We start from the raw sequence: 14,812 nt of genomic DNA, 5'->3' as shown, positions 1-14,812 counted from the left end.
AGCCGATCTACCGGGGGTTGGTGAAAACCAAAACCAATCTAGGCAAGTGGCGCCACCCCGAAAGGGAGTAACCAGGAAATCTTCAAAGTGATTTGAGGAAGCCTACACCATAATCTTTGATTTGGTGTAGGAGGATGTCACAATAGTGACCTGTTGAATTTGGCAGATGAATGCTACATTCATCTTAAACAGGTTATTCAGATTAGTTTACAAAACGTAAAACTAAGGCAAGCGAAACAGGCAGGCAATACACTAAAAAAATCCCCCAAGCCCCTGCTTTCTGCCTAAATTGTCCCCTTCTCACATCAATTCCCCCTGGGTAAATTCCCAGTCAGCGGCACAACTCAGTGCCAAGTCTTGATTCTAGAGGTCGTCATGGCTGTTACTTATGTAGCTGAACCGATTTTAGAAATTGATGGTCAGTTAGCGTCCAAAGCGTTAATTGACGACATTATTGAAATCGCGGTGGAAGAAAGCCTCCATCTTCCCGGAATGTTCACGTTAGTGATTAAGAATGATTACTTTCCGGGGCGCAGCGAGGATCAAACCTGGCGACATGCAGGCTTATTTGAAATTGGTAAAACGATTAAGATAGGGTTCGGGTCAAGTACGACCGAAGCCCGCGAGTTTGAAGAGGAAGAGAGAAATTACATCCTAGAAGGGGAAATCACGGCGATGGAATGTCACTTTACCCGTGACTCCGAAGCGCCGATGATTATTCGCGGCTACGATATTTCCCATCGACTGTGGCGGGGACGGTATAATCGCTCATTCCAGAATATGACCGATACCGATATTGTGAATAAAATTGCTGGGGAAGTCGGGATACCCACAGGTACGATTGATGAAACTGGGGGACCTTATGGATACGGGGATATCAATGGGTCAAATGGTTATGTGTTCCAAGAAAATCAGACCAATCTGGAATTCTTACGCGATCGCGCCGCCCGCAACGGGTTTGAATTTTTTGTCCAGGATGGAAAATTAAACTTCCGCAAACCCAAAGTTGATGAATCTCTAGAACTCAAATGGCTTAAAGATGTCCATAGTTTTCAGGTTAGAGTCAGTAGCGCTGAACAGGTGAGTGAAGTTGAAGTCCGAGGCTGGGACTACAGTCAAAAACGTTCAATTGTAGAAACAGCGAATCGAGGACAGGTACATACCAAAAACGATTATGGGAATGGGGCTAGCACCAGTACCAGCTTTAAAGGTAAGCCACCCACACCCAAAATGATTTTAGTGGATCAGCCTGTCTTCAATGCGACTGAAGCCAGAACCCTAGCCCAAGCCGTATGTGATGAGTTAGGCGGAGAATTTGTTCATGCTGATGCTAAAGCAGAAGGAAACCCCAAAATTCGCCCTGGGCGGGTGATCAAACTCAGCGATTTAGGCAAGTATAGTGGGGAATATTACGTTACAGAAACCCGTCACCTGTTCGACGAACGTATTTACACCACAGAGTTCACGATACGCGGATTACGCGGCGATAATCTCCCGCCCCTGTTATCCCACGAAGCGCCGTTTCAACCGGGACAAACATTACTTGTCGGTATTGTTACCGATAATAATGACCCTAATGGTTGGGGTCGAGTTAGAGTCAAGTTTCCTACCCTAACCGAAGAACATGCAAGCTACTGGGCGCGAATCGCGGCGGCTGGCGTAGGACCCGGACGCGGGTTTGACTGTATTCCCGAGGTCAATGATGAGGTGTTAGTCGCATTTGAACATGGGGATATTCATCATCCTTATGTCATTGGTGGAGTTTGGAATGGCAAGGATAAACCGCCAGAAGCAGTGACTGATAGTGTCATGGATGGCAAGGTTCGACTGCGGACGTTGAAAACTCGCACGGGTCATACGTTACAGTTTGTTGAAGAGGATAAAGGAAGCAGTAAGAAAGGAGTTTATCTAGATACGGTATACAATCATCATTTACACCTGAATGATACCGAACAATTTATAGAAGCGAAAACTAAAAATGGTCATTATCTCCGCTTAGACGATAAAAACAAAAAGGCAGAAGTCCAAACTCAGGATGGTCATTATGTTCTCTTAGATGATGGAGGAAGAAAAATCGAACTGAAATGTGGTGGAACAACGATTACTATGAAACAAATGGGTAACAGCATTACGATAAAAGGGACTAGCATTACCCTAGATGCCCAGAAAATCGATATTAAAGCCACAGGTCCAGTGGCTGTTAAAGGTACACCAATTAAACTTAATTAGACAAATAGGAGTTTTTTATGGGTAAACCCGCAGCAAGAGTTGGCGACAACGTAGCTCATCTTCCACCCACATTAACACCCGGACCCGGTAGTTTTAATGTATTAATTGGCGGAAAACCAGCTTGGCGGGGTATCCCCGCAGCATCAGCAGCCGTCTTGCAATCTGCCAAAAAAGCATCTGACGCCATTATCAAAACGGCTGTGGCAGCGACAGTATCAGCGGCTGGTACGCCAGCTGCGCCGGCGGCAAAGGCAGCAGAAGAGGCGACTAAAGCGACAATGGCTGGCGTGATGGGAAGTCTCATCTCCAGTATGGCAGCTAGTGGAGCAGCTGCAGGTGCGGCGGCTGGCGGTATTGGCGCTACAGTTGATATTCATACTTGCACAACACCCTTGCCTATACCTCCCCATGGACCCGGCGTGGTTATTGACGGTAGTACGTCGGTTTTGATTAATGGACTCCCAGCTTGTTTTATGGGCAACACTGTTTTAGAAGCTTTAGGTCCGCCCAATAAAATTTTAATGGGTTGTCCTACTGTTCTCATCGGTAGTGGACCAGCTACCAGTGTTTCTGTAGATACCAGCGCTATGGCAGCCCAAATGGAAGCTCAAGCTAGTCAAGCCGCAGCAAAAGCGAAAAAGAAAGCTGAGGAAGAACAGAAAAAGAAAGAGGGATAGAACAGCAAAAGGAGTTCTACAGAAGTCAGGATTATGAGTAGGGGGTTAACTCCCCCCCTTTATGAGTAGGAATTAGGCAATTGACTCTTGACATTTTCTAACCATTAACTGAAGTTACATCAAAGAACGTTCTAGTGGCGTGGCACACATTAATTGGCGGATTAGCTTTGTAGGGGCGCACCGACGTGCGCCCGGTTTAACCCTTCGACTTCGCTCAGGGTTAAACGTCAAATCGATTCCACAATTTTAGCTGTGTCAGTCCACTAGGAAAGTCGCACTTATCCTAATACACTAAATTTATAGAAATGGCAGACATTACAAATAATCAGCCACGAGATTATCTGGGTAGGGGACTATCATTTCCCTTACGAGGAAACTTACAAGGAAGCCTACAACTCAGCGCCGATATCCGGAATATCGAAGAATCGATCGCGCTAATCCTAGGAACCAAGGTGGGTGAACGGGTTTACCGACAAAATTTTGGATCACGCCTGTCTGAACTCGCCTTTGCACCAATGAATACCCAAACGCTTTTGCTGATTCGGGTGTATGTTGAGGAAGCCCTGAAAATGTGGGAACCTCGAATTGTACTGGATGGCGTTTATACAGAACCTGACCCCATTCGCGGTCGCGTCAATATTATTATTGAATATCATCCGAAAGATTCCCATGATACTCGAAGTTTAGTTTATCCGTTCTATCTTCAGCCCTCTGGTGAGTAGAGACTAATCCGTATAGCCTAAAGAGACGTTCCACCGGAACGTCTCTACAAAAGGAAGGATTTTGTAGATTGTGGTACGTTTTTTGATGAATTACAGCATTTATCGGTGTTGTGAGGTACATGATTAAGGGCGCAAGCCTTGCGCCCCTACAATTGTGTGTACCGCTGACAAATGACGAATGACGAATGACAAATGACGAATGACGAATGACAAATGACAAACTATGGAATTTGATTTTTTACCGAATTTACCAAAATCGGATCTAGACGATCGCGCGTTTCAGGATTTGGTGGAAGAGTGTATCCTCCGCATTCCCCGCTACTGTCCAGAATGGACGAATTACAACCCCAGTGACCCCGGGATCACGCTGATTGAACTGTTCGCCTGGTTAACTGACCAAATGTTGCTGCGGTTCAATCAAGTTCCCCGGCGTAACTATGTTACCTTTCTGGAATTACTGGGGATTCGCCTGCAAGCGCCAACCCCGGCGCAAACCCAGCAAACATTTTATCTGAGTTCGTCTCTCCCCGAAGCCTACACGATTCCCACAGGAACCGAAGTGGCGACAGTACGCACCCAAGCCGACGATGCGATTATTTTTAGCACCGATCGCCCCCTGGTGATTGCTAAACCCAGTATCCGCCATTTTCTCACCTCGGACATTGCTGAAGAGGAACCCCAAGTGTTGCGCGATCGCTTCGTGGGAACGTGGACTCAGCAACCCGGTGGCGAATGGCAAGGCTTAGAATTATCTATATTTAATGAACAACCCCAAGTGGGAAATTGCTTTTATCTCGTCTTTGAGGGGGATCAACCCATCGAAGGCAATGTTATCGCCCTCCGGATTAGGGGTGAAGCCGCTACCTCCACCGGGATTAATCCTGAAGATCCCCCTCGCCTTTGGCAAGCCTGGAATGGTATGTTTTGGGAACCTATCCTGCTCCAAGAAGCCGATGATAGTACCAAAGGATTTAGTTTCAGCGAACTGATCCGTCAAGGGGGTGATCCGTTACAAGGGGCGGATGTTGTTCTCCATTTACCCCTGCGTTTACCCGTTACCCAATTTGTTACCTATCAGGGACGCTGGCTGCGCTGTATTTACAGTGAACCTCAGTTCAATCAACCCGGTTATATGCGTTCCCCGCGCATCGTTGGTTTAGATGTCCGGTCGATTGGCGGTACCGTTGAAGTCACCCAATGTACCACGATTCGCAATGAAATCCTGGGTGAAAGTGATGGAAATCCCGGTCAAACCTTTCAACTGCAAGGACGGGGAATTTTACCCCGTCGGGAAGAGGAACATATTCTGGTGATTCCGCCGGGAGGATTACCCCAAATCTGGCAAGAAGTCAATGATTTTGCTGACTCAGGTCCCGAAGACTTGCACTATACCATTGATGCGATTACTGGCATCATTCAATTTGGTCCCCTATTACGAGAACCCTCTCAACTGCGAGAACAAACGCGGTGGCGTTCCCAGTCCCAGAGAGTCCCGTCGCAAATGCTCAGTTTAGTCAGTGGTAGAAATAGCGGGGTAGAACGACGGGAGGGCGCAGCGATGGAGTCGATGGAACGTCAATATGGCGCAGTTCCCCCTAGAGGTGCTGTGATCCAAATGGCTACCTATCGCATTGGGGGTGGTCAACAGGGTAACGTGCAACGGGGCGCGATTCAAATCCTCAAATCCGCTGTTCCTTATGTGGCGAACGTGATTAACTATTCTCCCGCCCGGAATGGCGCTGATGCGGAATCTTTAGAACAAGCCGTGATCCGGGTACCGCGACTCCTAAGAACCCGCGATCGCGCCGTCACTCGCGAAGACTTTGAATACCTAGCCATGGAAGCTGGAGGCGGCTCTATTGCTCGCGTGTTATGCTTATCACCCATTCGCCAAGAAGACGCCGGACGAGTACGTCTGCTGCTTGTACCCAACGCTAATACGGATGGGATTGAGCGCGGTGAAGGAATTGATCCAGATGTATTAACGCTAACCCCGCAACTCACCGAACGAGTGCTGAGTTATCTCGATGAACGACGGTTACTCGGTGTAGAAATCCTCTGTAGCCAACCCGATTACGTTGGGGTTGCGGTACAAACGGAAGTTGCTCTGGATACAGCTTATAATAATCCCCGTGCCCAACAAGAAATATTATTGAAACTACAAACCGCTCTCTATCGTTTTCTCAATCCTTTAACTGGGGGTTCAGAGGGTAAAGGGTGGTCGTTTGGTCGCCCAGTTTATTCATCGGATATTGTTACCTTATTGCAAAGCGTTCCTGGGGTACAGTATTTAGGGGCGGTACAGCTATTTGAATTACGCCGTCAGGGACAAAATTGGATGCGAACCTTACCGCGAACCCCTGTTATTGATCCTGGTCCGTTGGGTCTAATTTGTTCCTGGCATAATAATCGATTACGCTCTGGTCATGTGATTAATTTGATTACATAAGTGTGAATTGAGACGGGCGATCGCACTCGTTGTGGCCCACGTTCTCGACTACTGACGATTAAGGGCAGATTAATGGTATCGATAAATTCGGATAACCCAATCACGGGCAATAATGTCCGGGATGACTCGACCCAGGTTGCCGCAATTTGCGCCACAATCTGCTGATGGGATGGCGATCCTGTGCCGCCACCAGCGCAATGGTTTTCGTCTCCCGCCCAACGTTCCCTTGGACGCATGTATTTTATTAAACTTACGATAAAAATCATTGCAGGCTCTTGACAAAAACACAGAGAACACAGACAAGAAAATGGCACAGACAGAACATTGAATAGTGAGGGACACAGATTGACACAGAGAACTCAATAGGATTTGCTGAATCAGTGTTAGAGTGAGCAGAATTGGAGTCGTCCATTCTCCCCTTGTAGCCGAAGGATCAATATATAGTTAGTGATGGTCAGACGTTATCAGCTTTATCTTGATTTTTAAGGAAGTTGATTAACAGATTAATACTGGCACTTGCAAGGGACAGAAATGATAAGTCGGTAGGCACAATAAAAGTTAACAGTAGAGGGAGTCATACTTACTTCGTCTGAGTAGCCAGCTACTTCTTATGTAAGGGTTTGAGAGGTATTTACACAACTTAATAGGGTTGAGTTTATTTTCACTAACCTCCTGAGTGGAACCGTCGTTATTCACTGCTATAATCACTCCATGGTATATGCAATTAGATACACTGACCGAACGATGTAGAGTTGCTCGGATGAAGTAGGGGAGAATACCTAATTTGAATGTGTAGGGGCGGGTTTAGGGAATCCAGTTTCGCTATTGATGACAACGTTTGTACAAAACCCGCCCTGACCAAATGACGAATGACGAATTACAAATGACGAATGACGAATGACGAATTACAAATGACGATCCCCACCGTTAACGTTAATTGTCCCCACCGACTTACCAAAACAGGGGGAGTTAACCTGGATTTAGTATGACACAAGCTCGCGATATACTACCCTTACGCCTACAACTAACCTCCATGCAGTTGCCAGAGGTCACCCCTCAGCCGATTGCGGGGTCAAGCGAGTCAGCCGCACCTTTACTCAACCAAGCCACGCGGGACACAGAACGTCGTGGTTGCTACCTCACTCTCTATCCAGGAGAACCGAGTGAACTGCTGCTGGAACTGGAAAACCTCAGCAACCAAACCTTACACTTAGATATTCAAATCCAGGGAGATTTTCCCTCCCAATGGTATCGTTTGGGTATGGAAGGGCGAGAACTTCGTGCTGGGGGGCGCATGGAAGTGGTGATTCGCTTTTATATGCCAACCGATTTCTTTGAGTCTAATCAGGATTGGGATACTAAACCCTCTCACCGTCTTGATTATCGCGGTCAGATTTATGTCTATTCCAGCCAATCGGGAACGGGGAGCAAATATGTTGAATCGGCGAGCTTTAATCTCTATGTTCGCCCTCGTAGCTTATATCTAAGCTTTGTACCCGAAATTTATCAAGAAGTCGATTTTATCGGTCGCTTTCTGAAAATTTTCGAGCAAGCCTTTGAACCTACCTTACAATCCCTGGAGGCTTTATGGGCGTATCTCGACCCCTTAATGACACCAGAAACCCTTCTACCCTTTCTGGCACATTGGGTAGGTTGGCAACTCAACCCCGCTTTAAGCCTACAGCGACAGCGCTATCTGATTCGTCAGGCGATGGAGATTTATCGCTGGCGGGGTACACGTCGGGGATTACGATTTTACCTGCATCTATTTACGGACTTACCATTGGATGAGCATCTTCCCGAACATCAAAAGCATATTTGTATTCAAGAAGTGTTTGGTCAGGGATTTATGATGGGGAACACACGCCTAAATCAAGACTCCCTGATTGGTGGCGGACAACCGTATCATTTCATTGTCCGACTGCGCCCTGAACCCCCGACTAAAATTGACGAATTATTAGTGCATCAAATTATCCGCCAAGAAAAACCCGCCTTTTGTACTTATGAACTCTATATTGAATGACGAAGGACGTAGCTGGCTTCTCAAGGGAAGCGAGTATGACGAAGGACGTAGCTGGCTTCTCGCGAAGCGAGTATGACAAATAACAAATGACCAATGACTAACCACTTCCCTCCCCCATCTCTCCAACAATTTGAACGTCTCCATGTCACAGACGGCTTACTAATTGATGCCCAACGTTGGCAGTTAGCTCACCACTATCACCGCCAGTATCATAGTACCTTTTACCAATCTCTACATCAGCCCGGAATTGTCTTCGGGTTGGGCGTCTATGTTGTTCCCGCCCCCGCTGATGTTGTGGCGAAATATCGAGATGAACGTTGGGTCGAAATTCAACCGGGACTTGCTATTGATTTATTTGGCAATTTTATCGTAGTGCCAGAACCCATGTCCTATCGGATTTCTTCAGAAGCGACTTCAGAAGAACCGTTGATGGTGTATTTGGTAGTTAAATTTAGAGATCCCGCCGAATTACGCACCCGTAGAGTTACCGATAGAATCGTCGAAACATTTCGGATTGATGAAAAGGCAAATCCACCCACAGAAGGGGATGTTGAACTCTGTCGGATTCTACTCAAAGCTGGAAAAGTTAAACTGGAAGCGCCCGTCAATAGTTTCTCGCCTAGCTATAACCAGTTGGACTTGCGCCACCGTCTTCAGCCCCAAGCTCGACCTCAGGCGATCGTTCACGTTGCCATGTACAAAGGGTTAGCTGTGGATGACTCTGAACAAGAGCATATTTTATCAAATCTTTCCTATCTTCTACAATCAACCACTGGACTTTATCCCGCCCTCCAGGGAAGTGATAAAATTGGACAATTTAGTTTAAAATCGGCAGAGCTACAAGCTATTTTAGAGTATGATTTATTTTTCATGACGGATCGCCAAGTTCAGGTATTAGGAGAATCAGAATTTGAGGTGCTGCGACAGTATTTAAAGGCAGGAGGTACACTTTTAGTCGAAGCGTCGGCAGGATTGAAACATTGGATTCAAGGCAATGCGATTAAAGACCTAAGCAAGGTTTACCAAGAACTCGAACAGGCGCTAACCCAAATCGATGATAACCCCAATATTGATACGGATACAAGATTAAAGCAATGCCGACAAGATATTGTCAGTGAACGAGAGATGATTGCTACAGAGTTAGCCAGACGCAAGAATTCGATCGCGGGTCGATTCCAAGAGTTTGCTCAAAGTATGGGAACCCAGTTAACGCCCCTGGAAAAATTAGACCGTCACGACTTACTGCGGACTCAACCCTTTCTCTTCGCCACGACACCTCGTATCAATAGAAAGCCGATTCAAATTTTAAGTGGTGGGGGAATTATTGTCGCGATCGGTAACCTATCGGAGGCTTGGGGAATTAATGAAAAGCAAGTTCTTTCCCGTGAAGCGATCCGTACAGCTCAGGAAATAGGGATTAATATTTTGCATTTAGCTTGGCGTCGCCGACAACTAACCCGTGGACAACAACCACCACCAACAGTTACGATGTCACGCCCATCCCAGCCCTCTCAGCCATCACAACCGTCAGATCGATCGCCTCGCGATGAGCTGTTTGATAAGTTAATGTAGGGTGTTGAACAGGGAACAGGGAACACCTCGACTTACCTCGGCTTCGCTCGGTAACACGCTCGGTGTGTCACAGGGAAACTGGGGGAGGTTCGGGAGTAAGGAAGGACAATAATGGTAGATAATTTAATTGATACAACGGTTTCCCCAAAACAACTTCGATTTAAGCCAGGAGGTCTACCTGCTTCATTTGAAGTTAAAGTCGTTAATGATAGCGAGCGCTTTGCCAGTTTTCAGGTGGAAGTAACGGCAGCTGGAGTTGATGGTGATCGGCTTCCGGATTGGTACACAATCTCCCCAGAAGTGGGGACTAAAAAGCCGCCGGGTGATGTCACCCATTTTCAGGTGGCGATTGTCGATAATCCTGTACCCGGGTTTGTCGGATTGATGAACTTAACGGTGCGTGTCTTCTCCATGGAACTCCCGGATGAAGACCGAGAAGTATTGCGGTTAATTCTAGAACAGGGTACGGGTTCAATTCCGTTGAAATTGGATCTGCCAGTGCGGGAGTTTCAAGAATATCCGGCAAATGAAGATGAAATTCCAGTACGAGTTTATAATCCCAGTCAACTGGAAACCCATGTTACGTTGAAACTTTCGGGCTTAGATTCGACCTGGATTGTCGATGGAACCGAACGCCAGTTATATCTACCTCCAAACGGACAAATCACTGAAACATTTATTTGCCAAATTCCTGACATTTCCCAAGCCCCCAGCCGGATTTATCCCTTTGCGATCGCGGCGACTCATCGCCATGGTTCTCCCGCCCAAGTGGAAGGTACGCTAGAAGTTTTACCGATGGGGTTGGTTGAGTTTAGCGCCACTCCCAAACAGCAGCAAATTCCCACCAAACGCGCTTGGATACCCAACTGGCGGAATTCACCAGTTCCCTACACCTTGGAATTTGAGAATCATAGCAATCTTCAGCAACAGGTTACTGTTACTATTCAGGGTGAAGACCAACAGGAATGTACCTTAGAATTGCCGGATAAACCCGCCGAATTAAATCCGGGTCAAACGGCTCAAGCGCCGCTGAGAGTTCAAGCTCGACGCCATTTATGGGGTCGAAAAAAGGAACTTTCTTTAGAAGCAATGGCGACGTTATCGGATCAGCGTCTAGGAAATACTAATCCCACGAGTCAATTTTTAAAACTGAATGTTTATCCAATCATTCCCACCTGGTTACTTTTCGCTGGTGGACTCCTGATTTTATACCTACTTTGGGCACTCTCTTGGCTTAATCCTAATAATGATAGGTTTGGACATCAGGCGGAAGTTAATTCGGTGCAATTCAATGGCATGAGCCAGAATGTCGTCAGTGGTTCCAATGACCAAACCTTAATTAAATGGCGAGTCGATGGCTTTTTTAATCCCTTTGCGAATCCAGAAGTAGATGAGATTGCCAATACAGGTAAAGCGGTGCGCGTTATTCGTTATAAACCAGTAGATAACAACTTCGTCGCGGCGGGGTTGGAAAATGGTGAGATTCAACTGTTAAATTTGTTGGCGGAAACTCCAAAATTAATGGATTCCTTTGTTTTCCAAAAAGATGATCGTGTCTTAGCTTTAGAATTTACCGAAGACTCTCGCTATCTTTTTAGCGGTCATGGCAGTGGTAAGGTGCTAGGCTGGGACATTTATCAAGATTTACATCAAAACCTAGGGCAATTTGATCCTGAAAAAGAACCCGTTCTGGAGCTAAACTTTGATTTTGCTGTCTATGGATTAAAGTTTATAGGACAAGGAAATCAGAATTTAGCCGTTGCTGGACGATTTAATCAGTTAGTTATTTTAAACTTGGGAGATAATTCTCTGCGTAAAGTAACCTACAAAGCTGGACAGGAAGGGGGACAAGATGACTATATACTAAGCATGGATATTGCTAAATTAAAACCCTATCTTTTGGCAACATCTGACAATCAAGGTATCATTACTCTATGGGATATGCGACCCTGTTTGGTGGATAATCAGTCTTGTGAAATTATTGATCGCTGGTCGAATGGTCATGGTAGTCTACCTGTACGATCTGTGGCTTTGAGTAACGGGGGTTGTTACTTAGCCAGTGGCGGTGATGACGGACGAACAATGCTGTGGCCCCTCACGACTCAGGGTAAACGAGCAGAAAATTATTCAAGTGGTATCGAAGTGGATCAGTCATTTGACGACAGAAAATTCAATAGCGTTGATATAAATGTTTTAAAGAGAAATATCCTAATCGCCAGTGGTAGTGACGATACCCAGGTGCGGGTGAAACGAGCAAAACGACTGCAAGCGTTAGGGTGCGATCGCGATGAGTGAGGAGGCTTGATGAAGCTCAAACATCTAATTCTAGCTAGCATCATCACCTTCTTCACCAGTTTACCTGCGGCGGCTGACCAGTGGGTATTTGTTGCCCGTGATCACAATGACATTGACTACTACGTTGACCGCTCATTCATGTATGGACAAAACTACCCAAAAGTGATAATCTGACCACATCGCATCCTAGCGGCTAGATGCTATGCCTGTTCAAAGTGCCTTACGGCTTGCCTTTGACTCGATCTGACGAGCAGATTCAATCAAAGGCTTGACCTTGAATTCCCAGTTAGAGACACTGTAGAAGTCATGGCGTGACATCCCAGTGAGGACTTTATTCAGTTGGTTAATCCCGCTCCATACGTGCTTACGCGGATTCACTCCGAGCAAGGCGGTTATGGAGCGGGGAAGCCGTTCAGACAAATTCATAGCTCTACGCGCTAGAACTATTGCCGCAGCTTCATCACTGCTCATACCGTACATTCTTAAATACTTCACCAGCGCGAGAAAGCTTGACCATGCTGGATTACGGCGGATGACCTCAATTCCTGCATTGCCACATTGCAACGCTAGTTGCTCAATAAATCGACTATAGGCAAAATTTGACAGCATTCGAGCGTACTTTCTACCACGCTCACGTAACTGTGATTTCTTGACACTAAAATCAAGATTCTCAAAGCAAATCGGCATTTCATAGCAGAGTGCCAAATTCACCAGTGAATTGCAAACATCCGCAATGATGGCTAACGTTTGACCACGCCGTTTAGAACTGATATCAAACGGTAAGCGACCTTTCGCCACCAAATTACCGTCATGGTCAACGACGGCGTAACCGACAGACTTTGGATTGATATCAATCCCGATACAGCCATACTGCCGGGGTCTAGTGACTCGTTTAGGTGCTGGCAGATCAACGGTCACAGCCCAAAACCCGCGCAAATCTTTAGCGTAGAATCGGTGCGTCATCGCCAGACCGTACCGAATCGGAATCTGTTGACCTGTTTTTTTATTCGTGGTGAATCCAGTTGTTGACAAGGCTTGCTCTAGTTTGTCTTGACCATAGGGAAACGGACTCACCGCACACTCTAACGTTTTGCCATACTTGGATTCTAAGCATTCAGGAACGCGAACTTTTACGGTCAAGCCATCGAACTGAAACACCTGATTTCCGCACGTTTCGCCTTTAGAGCCAAGAAAGAAGCATTCTGCCTGTGTGCTGATGGTGACGCGAATCGGAGCGGCTTTGAGTGTGGTAATTTGGCGTTCTAGATGGGTGATGTACCGTTTTTTGTGATGGATGGTGAATCGTTTACTTTGCCAGGATGTTTGGCGCGTATCCAGGTAGCAAAATAGTTTCAGATTGGTGGATTGTTTCTTGTTGTGCCACTTGCCAGAGTAATGCTTTCGAGAGTCTTTCAGTGACTTTTCCGCCTTGCGTAGCCAGACAAGTGCGGATTTCAGCTTGCCTTCTAAGTGTTTAACGTGGTTAGCGCGGCAATTTGAAGCGGAGTCAATTTTACCATCTGCATCCGCAATCACCGCGCCGGCTTGACGTTTATTAATTTTGAAAGTCTGTTGAATCAACGTATTCAGCTTCGATTTGTCGCTGAATCGCAATAGTCGCTGATTAACAGCGAAGATCAACGCAGACCGATAAACCTTGCTGTAATCAGCTATGAAATTTTGCAGAATGACAGGTAAATTATCGGTTGCGTAAGTTTTCATTAGAGCCAATCCCGATTGTTGTAAAAGTGAATACCGCCGTGATAACTATCAACGGCTTTAACATATTCCTAGTTCTTTCGCTGCTTCACCAATGCTAATCGTCATTTCACCGTCCATATAATCACCTTTTAGTAAAGACTGATACGATTATATGGACGTTCCGTAAGGCTTGTCTAGATATGGGTAGAAATTACCGAACAGTTTCTAACCCCGAATTTGTCGAACGTCGCCATAATACGGTCTGGTTCTGGCAGATGTCTGTCTTTCCAGAAGCGGATGAACAAGGAATATTAGTGCGAAAGACTTACAGTGCGATGATTTGTCCACTGCGGGCTTGGCGTCCCGTGGCGATCGCTCGCTTCAATGTCCAAGGTGAATTGATCAATCGTACTCAGTTGAGCGACGATGAACCGTTACAATTTTTTACCTCCGGTAGCGTTGGCGAGGCAATATGGAAATTAGTTTGCCAAACTGAGGATTTTTCCTGATCGGATCAAGTTCATGCGGTAGGAAAAAACGGTAGATGCACCCTGGTTAAAGACCTCAGCCTCACGGCTGAGGTTTTTTTTCGAGAAAATGCCAGATCTTGGTAGAATCTATAACGGCATCAGTAGGTGGACATAATTAATTAAAGTGAACAGTGGAGAACTCGCTGCCCCAAAAGAAGCAAGCTACATCATTCCTCACAGAAGAGGGAACAGGGAACAGGTAAGGTAGAGTTTTGAGTTAACTTCCCCAGCTTCCCCAGCTTCCCCATCTCCCCCATCTCCCCCCGCTCCCTCTGCTTCCCCCGCTCCCTCTGCTTCCCCAGCTCCCCCCGCTCCCTCTGCTTCCCCAGCTCCCTCTGCTCCCTCTGCTCCCCCCGCTCCCTCTGCTTCCCCCGCTCCCCCCGCTCCCTCAGCAAAAACTATGACTCGCGTCGTTGGATTAATCAGTGGTACGTCAGTTGATGGAATTGATGCGGCTTTCGTGGAGATTGCTGGTTCCGAATCCGATTTAACTGTGGAGTTATTGGCGGGAGCGACGTATCCCTACCCCGAAAAACTGCGATCGCAAATCCTTAATCTCTGTGCTGGTGGTTCTATATCGATGGCAGAATTCGCTGGATTAGATGATGCGATCG

Annotated in this window: 12 protein-coding genes; 10 read left to right on the top strand and 2 right to left on the bottom strand. The window is 46.6% G+C overall.

The genetic code is table 11. The features are described 5' to 3' along the window. Positions 1 to 375: 375 nt before the first annotated feature. The 4 genes from RIC07_RS13620 (at position 376) to RIC07_RS13605 (ending at position 6,077) form a co-directional block, all read left to right on the top strand. Positions 376 to 2,229: a VgrG-related protein gene (locus tag RIC07_RS13620; protein ID WP_446395013.1), complete on the top strand. Its 1,854-nt coding sequence runs from the start codon at positions 376 to 378 to the stop codon at positions 2,227 to 2,229. Between the two features lie 17 nt (positions 2,230 to 2,246). Continuing rightward, complete coding sequence (locus tag RIC07_RS13615) at positions 2,247 to 2,906, top strand: PAAR domain-containing protein (RefSeq protein ID WP_446395012.1); 660 nt, start codon at positions 2,247 to 2,249, stop codon at positions 2,904 to 2,906. Between the two features lie 305 nt (positions 2,907 to 3,211). Next, positions 3,212 to 3,628 (top strand): GPW/gp25 family protein, encoded by a 417-nt coding sequence (locus RIC07_RS13610; RefSeq protein WP_446395011.1) that lies wholly within the window; start codon positions 3,212 to 3,214, stop codon positions 3,626 to 3,628. 223 nt (positions 3,629 to 3,851) lie between these two features. Then, positions 3,852 to 6,077, top strand: coding sequence for a putative baseplate assembly protein (locus tag RIC07_RS13605; RefSeq protein WP_446395010.1), 2,226 nt, complete (start codon positions 3,852 to 3,854; stop codon positions 6,075 to 6,077). Here RIC07_RS13605 and RIC07_RS13600 read toward each other — a convergent pair. After that, positions 6,053 to 6,343, bottom strand: coding sequence for a hypothetical protein (locus RIC07_RS13600; RefSeq protein ID WP_446395009.1), 291 nt, complete (start codon positions 6,341 to 6,343; stop codon positions 6,053 to 6,055). The two genes, RIC07_RS13605 and RIC07_RS13600, sit on opposite strands and share 25 nt — an antisense overlap. Positions 6,344 to 7,062: 719 nt before the next feature. Here RIC07_RS13600 and RIC07_RS13595 point away from each other — a divergent pair. The 4 genes from RIC07_RS13595 to RIC07_RS13580 all read left to right on the top strand — a co-directional run bounded on the left by RIC07_RS13595 (position 7,063) and on the right by RIC07_RS13580 (position 12,141). Further along, complete coding sequence (locus RIC07_RS13595) at positions 7,063 to 8,100, top strand: phage tail protein (protein WP_446395008.1); 1,038 nt, start codon at positions 7,063 to 7,065, stop codon at positions 8,098 to 8,100. Between the two features lie 93 nt (positions 8,101 to 8,193). Beyond that, positions 8,194 to 9,672, top strand: coding sequence for a hypothetical protein (locus RIC07_RS13590; RefSeq protein WP_446395007.1), 1,479 nt, complete (start codon positions 8,194 to 8,196; stop codon positions 9,670 to 9,672). 111 nt (positions 9,673 to 9,783) lie between these two features. Then, positions 9,784 to 11,967 carry a hypothetical protein gene (locus RIC07_RS13585; protein ID WP_446395006.1) on the top strand — a complete coding sequence of 728 codons (2,184 nt, stop codon included), beginning with the start codon at positions 9,784 to 9,786 and terminating at the stop codon, positions 11,965 to 11,967. Between the two features lie 9 nt (positions 11,968 to 11,976). Then, the gene (locus RIC07_RS13580; RefSeq protein WP_446395005.1) at positions 11,977 to 12,141 is read left to right on the top strand and encodes a hypothetical protein; all 165 of its coding nucleotides are present in this window, start codon (positions 11,977 to 11,979) and stop codon (positions 12,139 to 12,141) included. 36 nt (positions 12,142 to 12,177) lie between these two features. Here RIC07_RS13580 and RIC07_RS13575 read toward each other — a convergent pair whose 3' ends face one another. After that, a complete protein-coding gene (locus tag RIC07_RS13575) occupies positions 12,178 to 13,689 on the bottom strand; it encodes a hypothetical protein (RefSeq protein WP_446395004.1) in 1,512 nt (503 codons plus the stop codon). 179 nt (positions 13,690 to 13,868) lie between these two features. On the opposite strand from RIC07_RS13575, the gene RIC07_RS13570 reads away from it, so the two are divergent. Both RIC07_RS13570 and RIC07_RS13565 read left to right on the top strand, forming a co-directional pair. Further along, positions 13,869 to 14,177 (top strand): surface-adhesin E family protein, encoded by a 309-nt coding sequence (locus RIC07_RS13570; protein ID WP_446395003.1) that lies wholly within the window; start codon positions 13,869 to 13,871, stop codon positions 14,175 to 14,177. A gap of 421 nt (positions 14,178 to 14,598) precedes the next feature. Further along, on the top strand, positions 14,599 to 14,812 hold a 214-nt coding region (locus RIC07_RS13565; RefSeq protein ID WP_446395002.1), incomplete at its 3' end, for an anhydro-N-acetylmuramic acid kinase.

It is taken from the genome of Coleofasciculus sp. E1-EBD-02, assembly GCF_040218245.1.
In the GTDB taxonomy this organism is placed as follows: domain Bacteria; phylum Cyanobacteriota; class Cyanobacteriia; order Cyanobacteriales; family Coleofasciculaceae; genus Coleofasciculus.
Note: the sequence above shows the minus strand (reverse complement) of the source record. Positions and strands in the feature narration are given on the sequence as shown.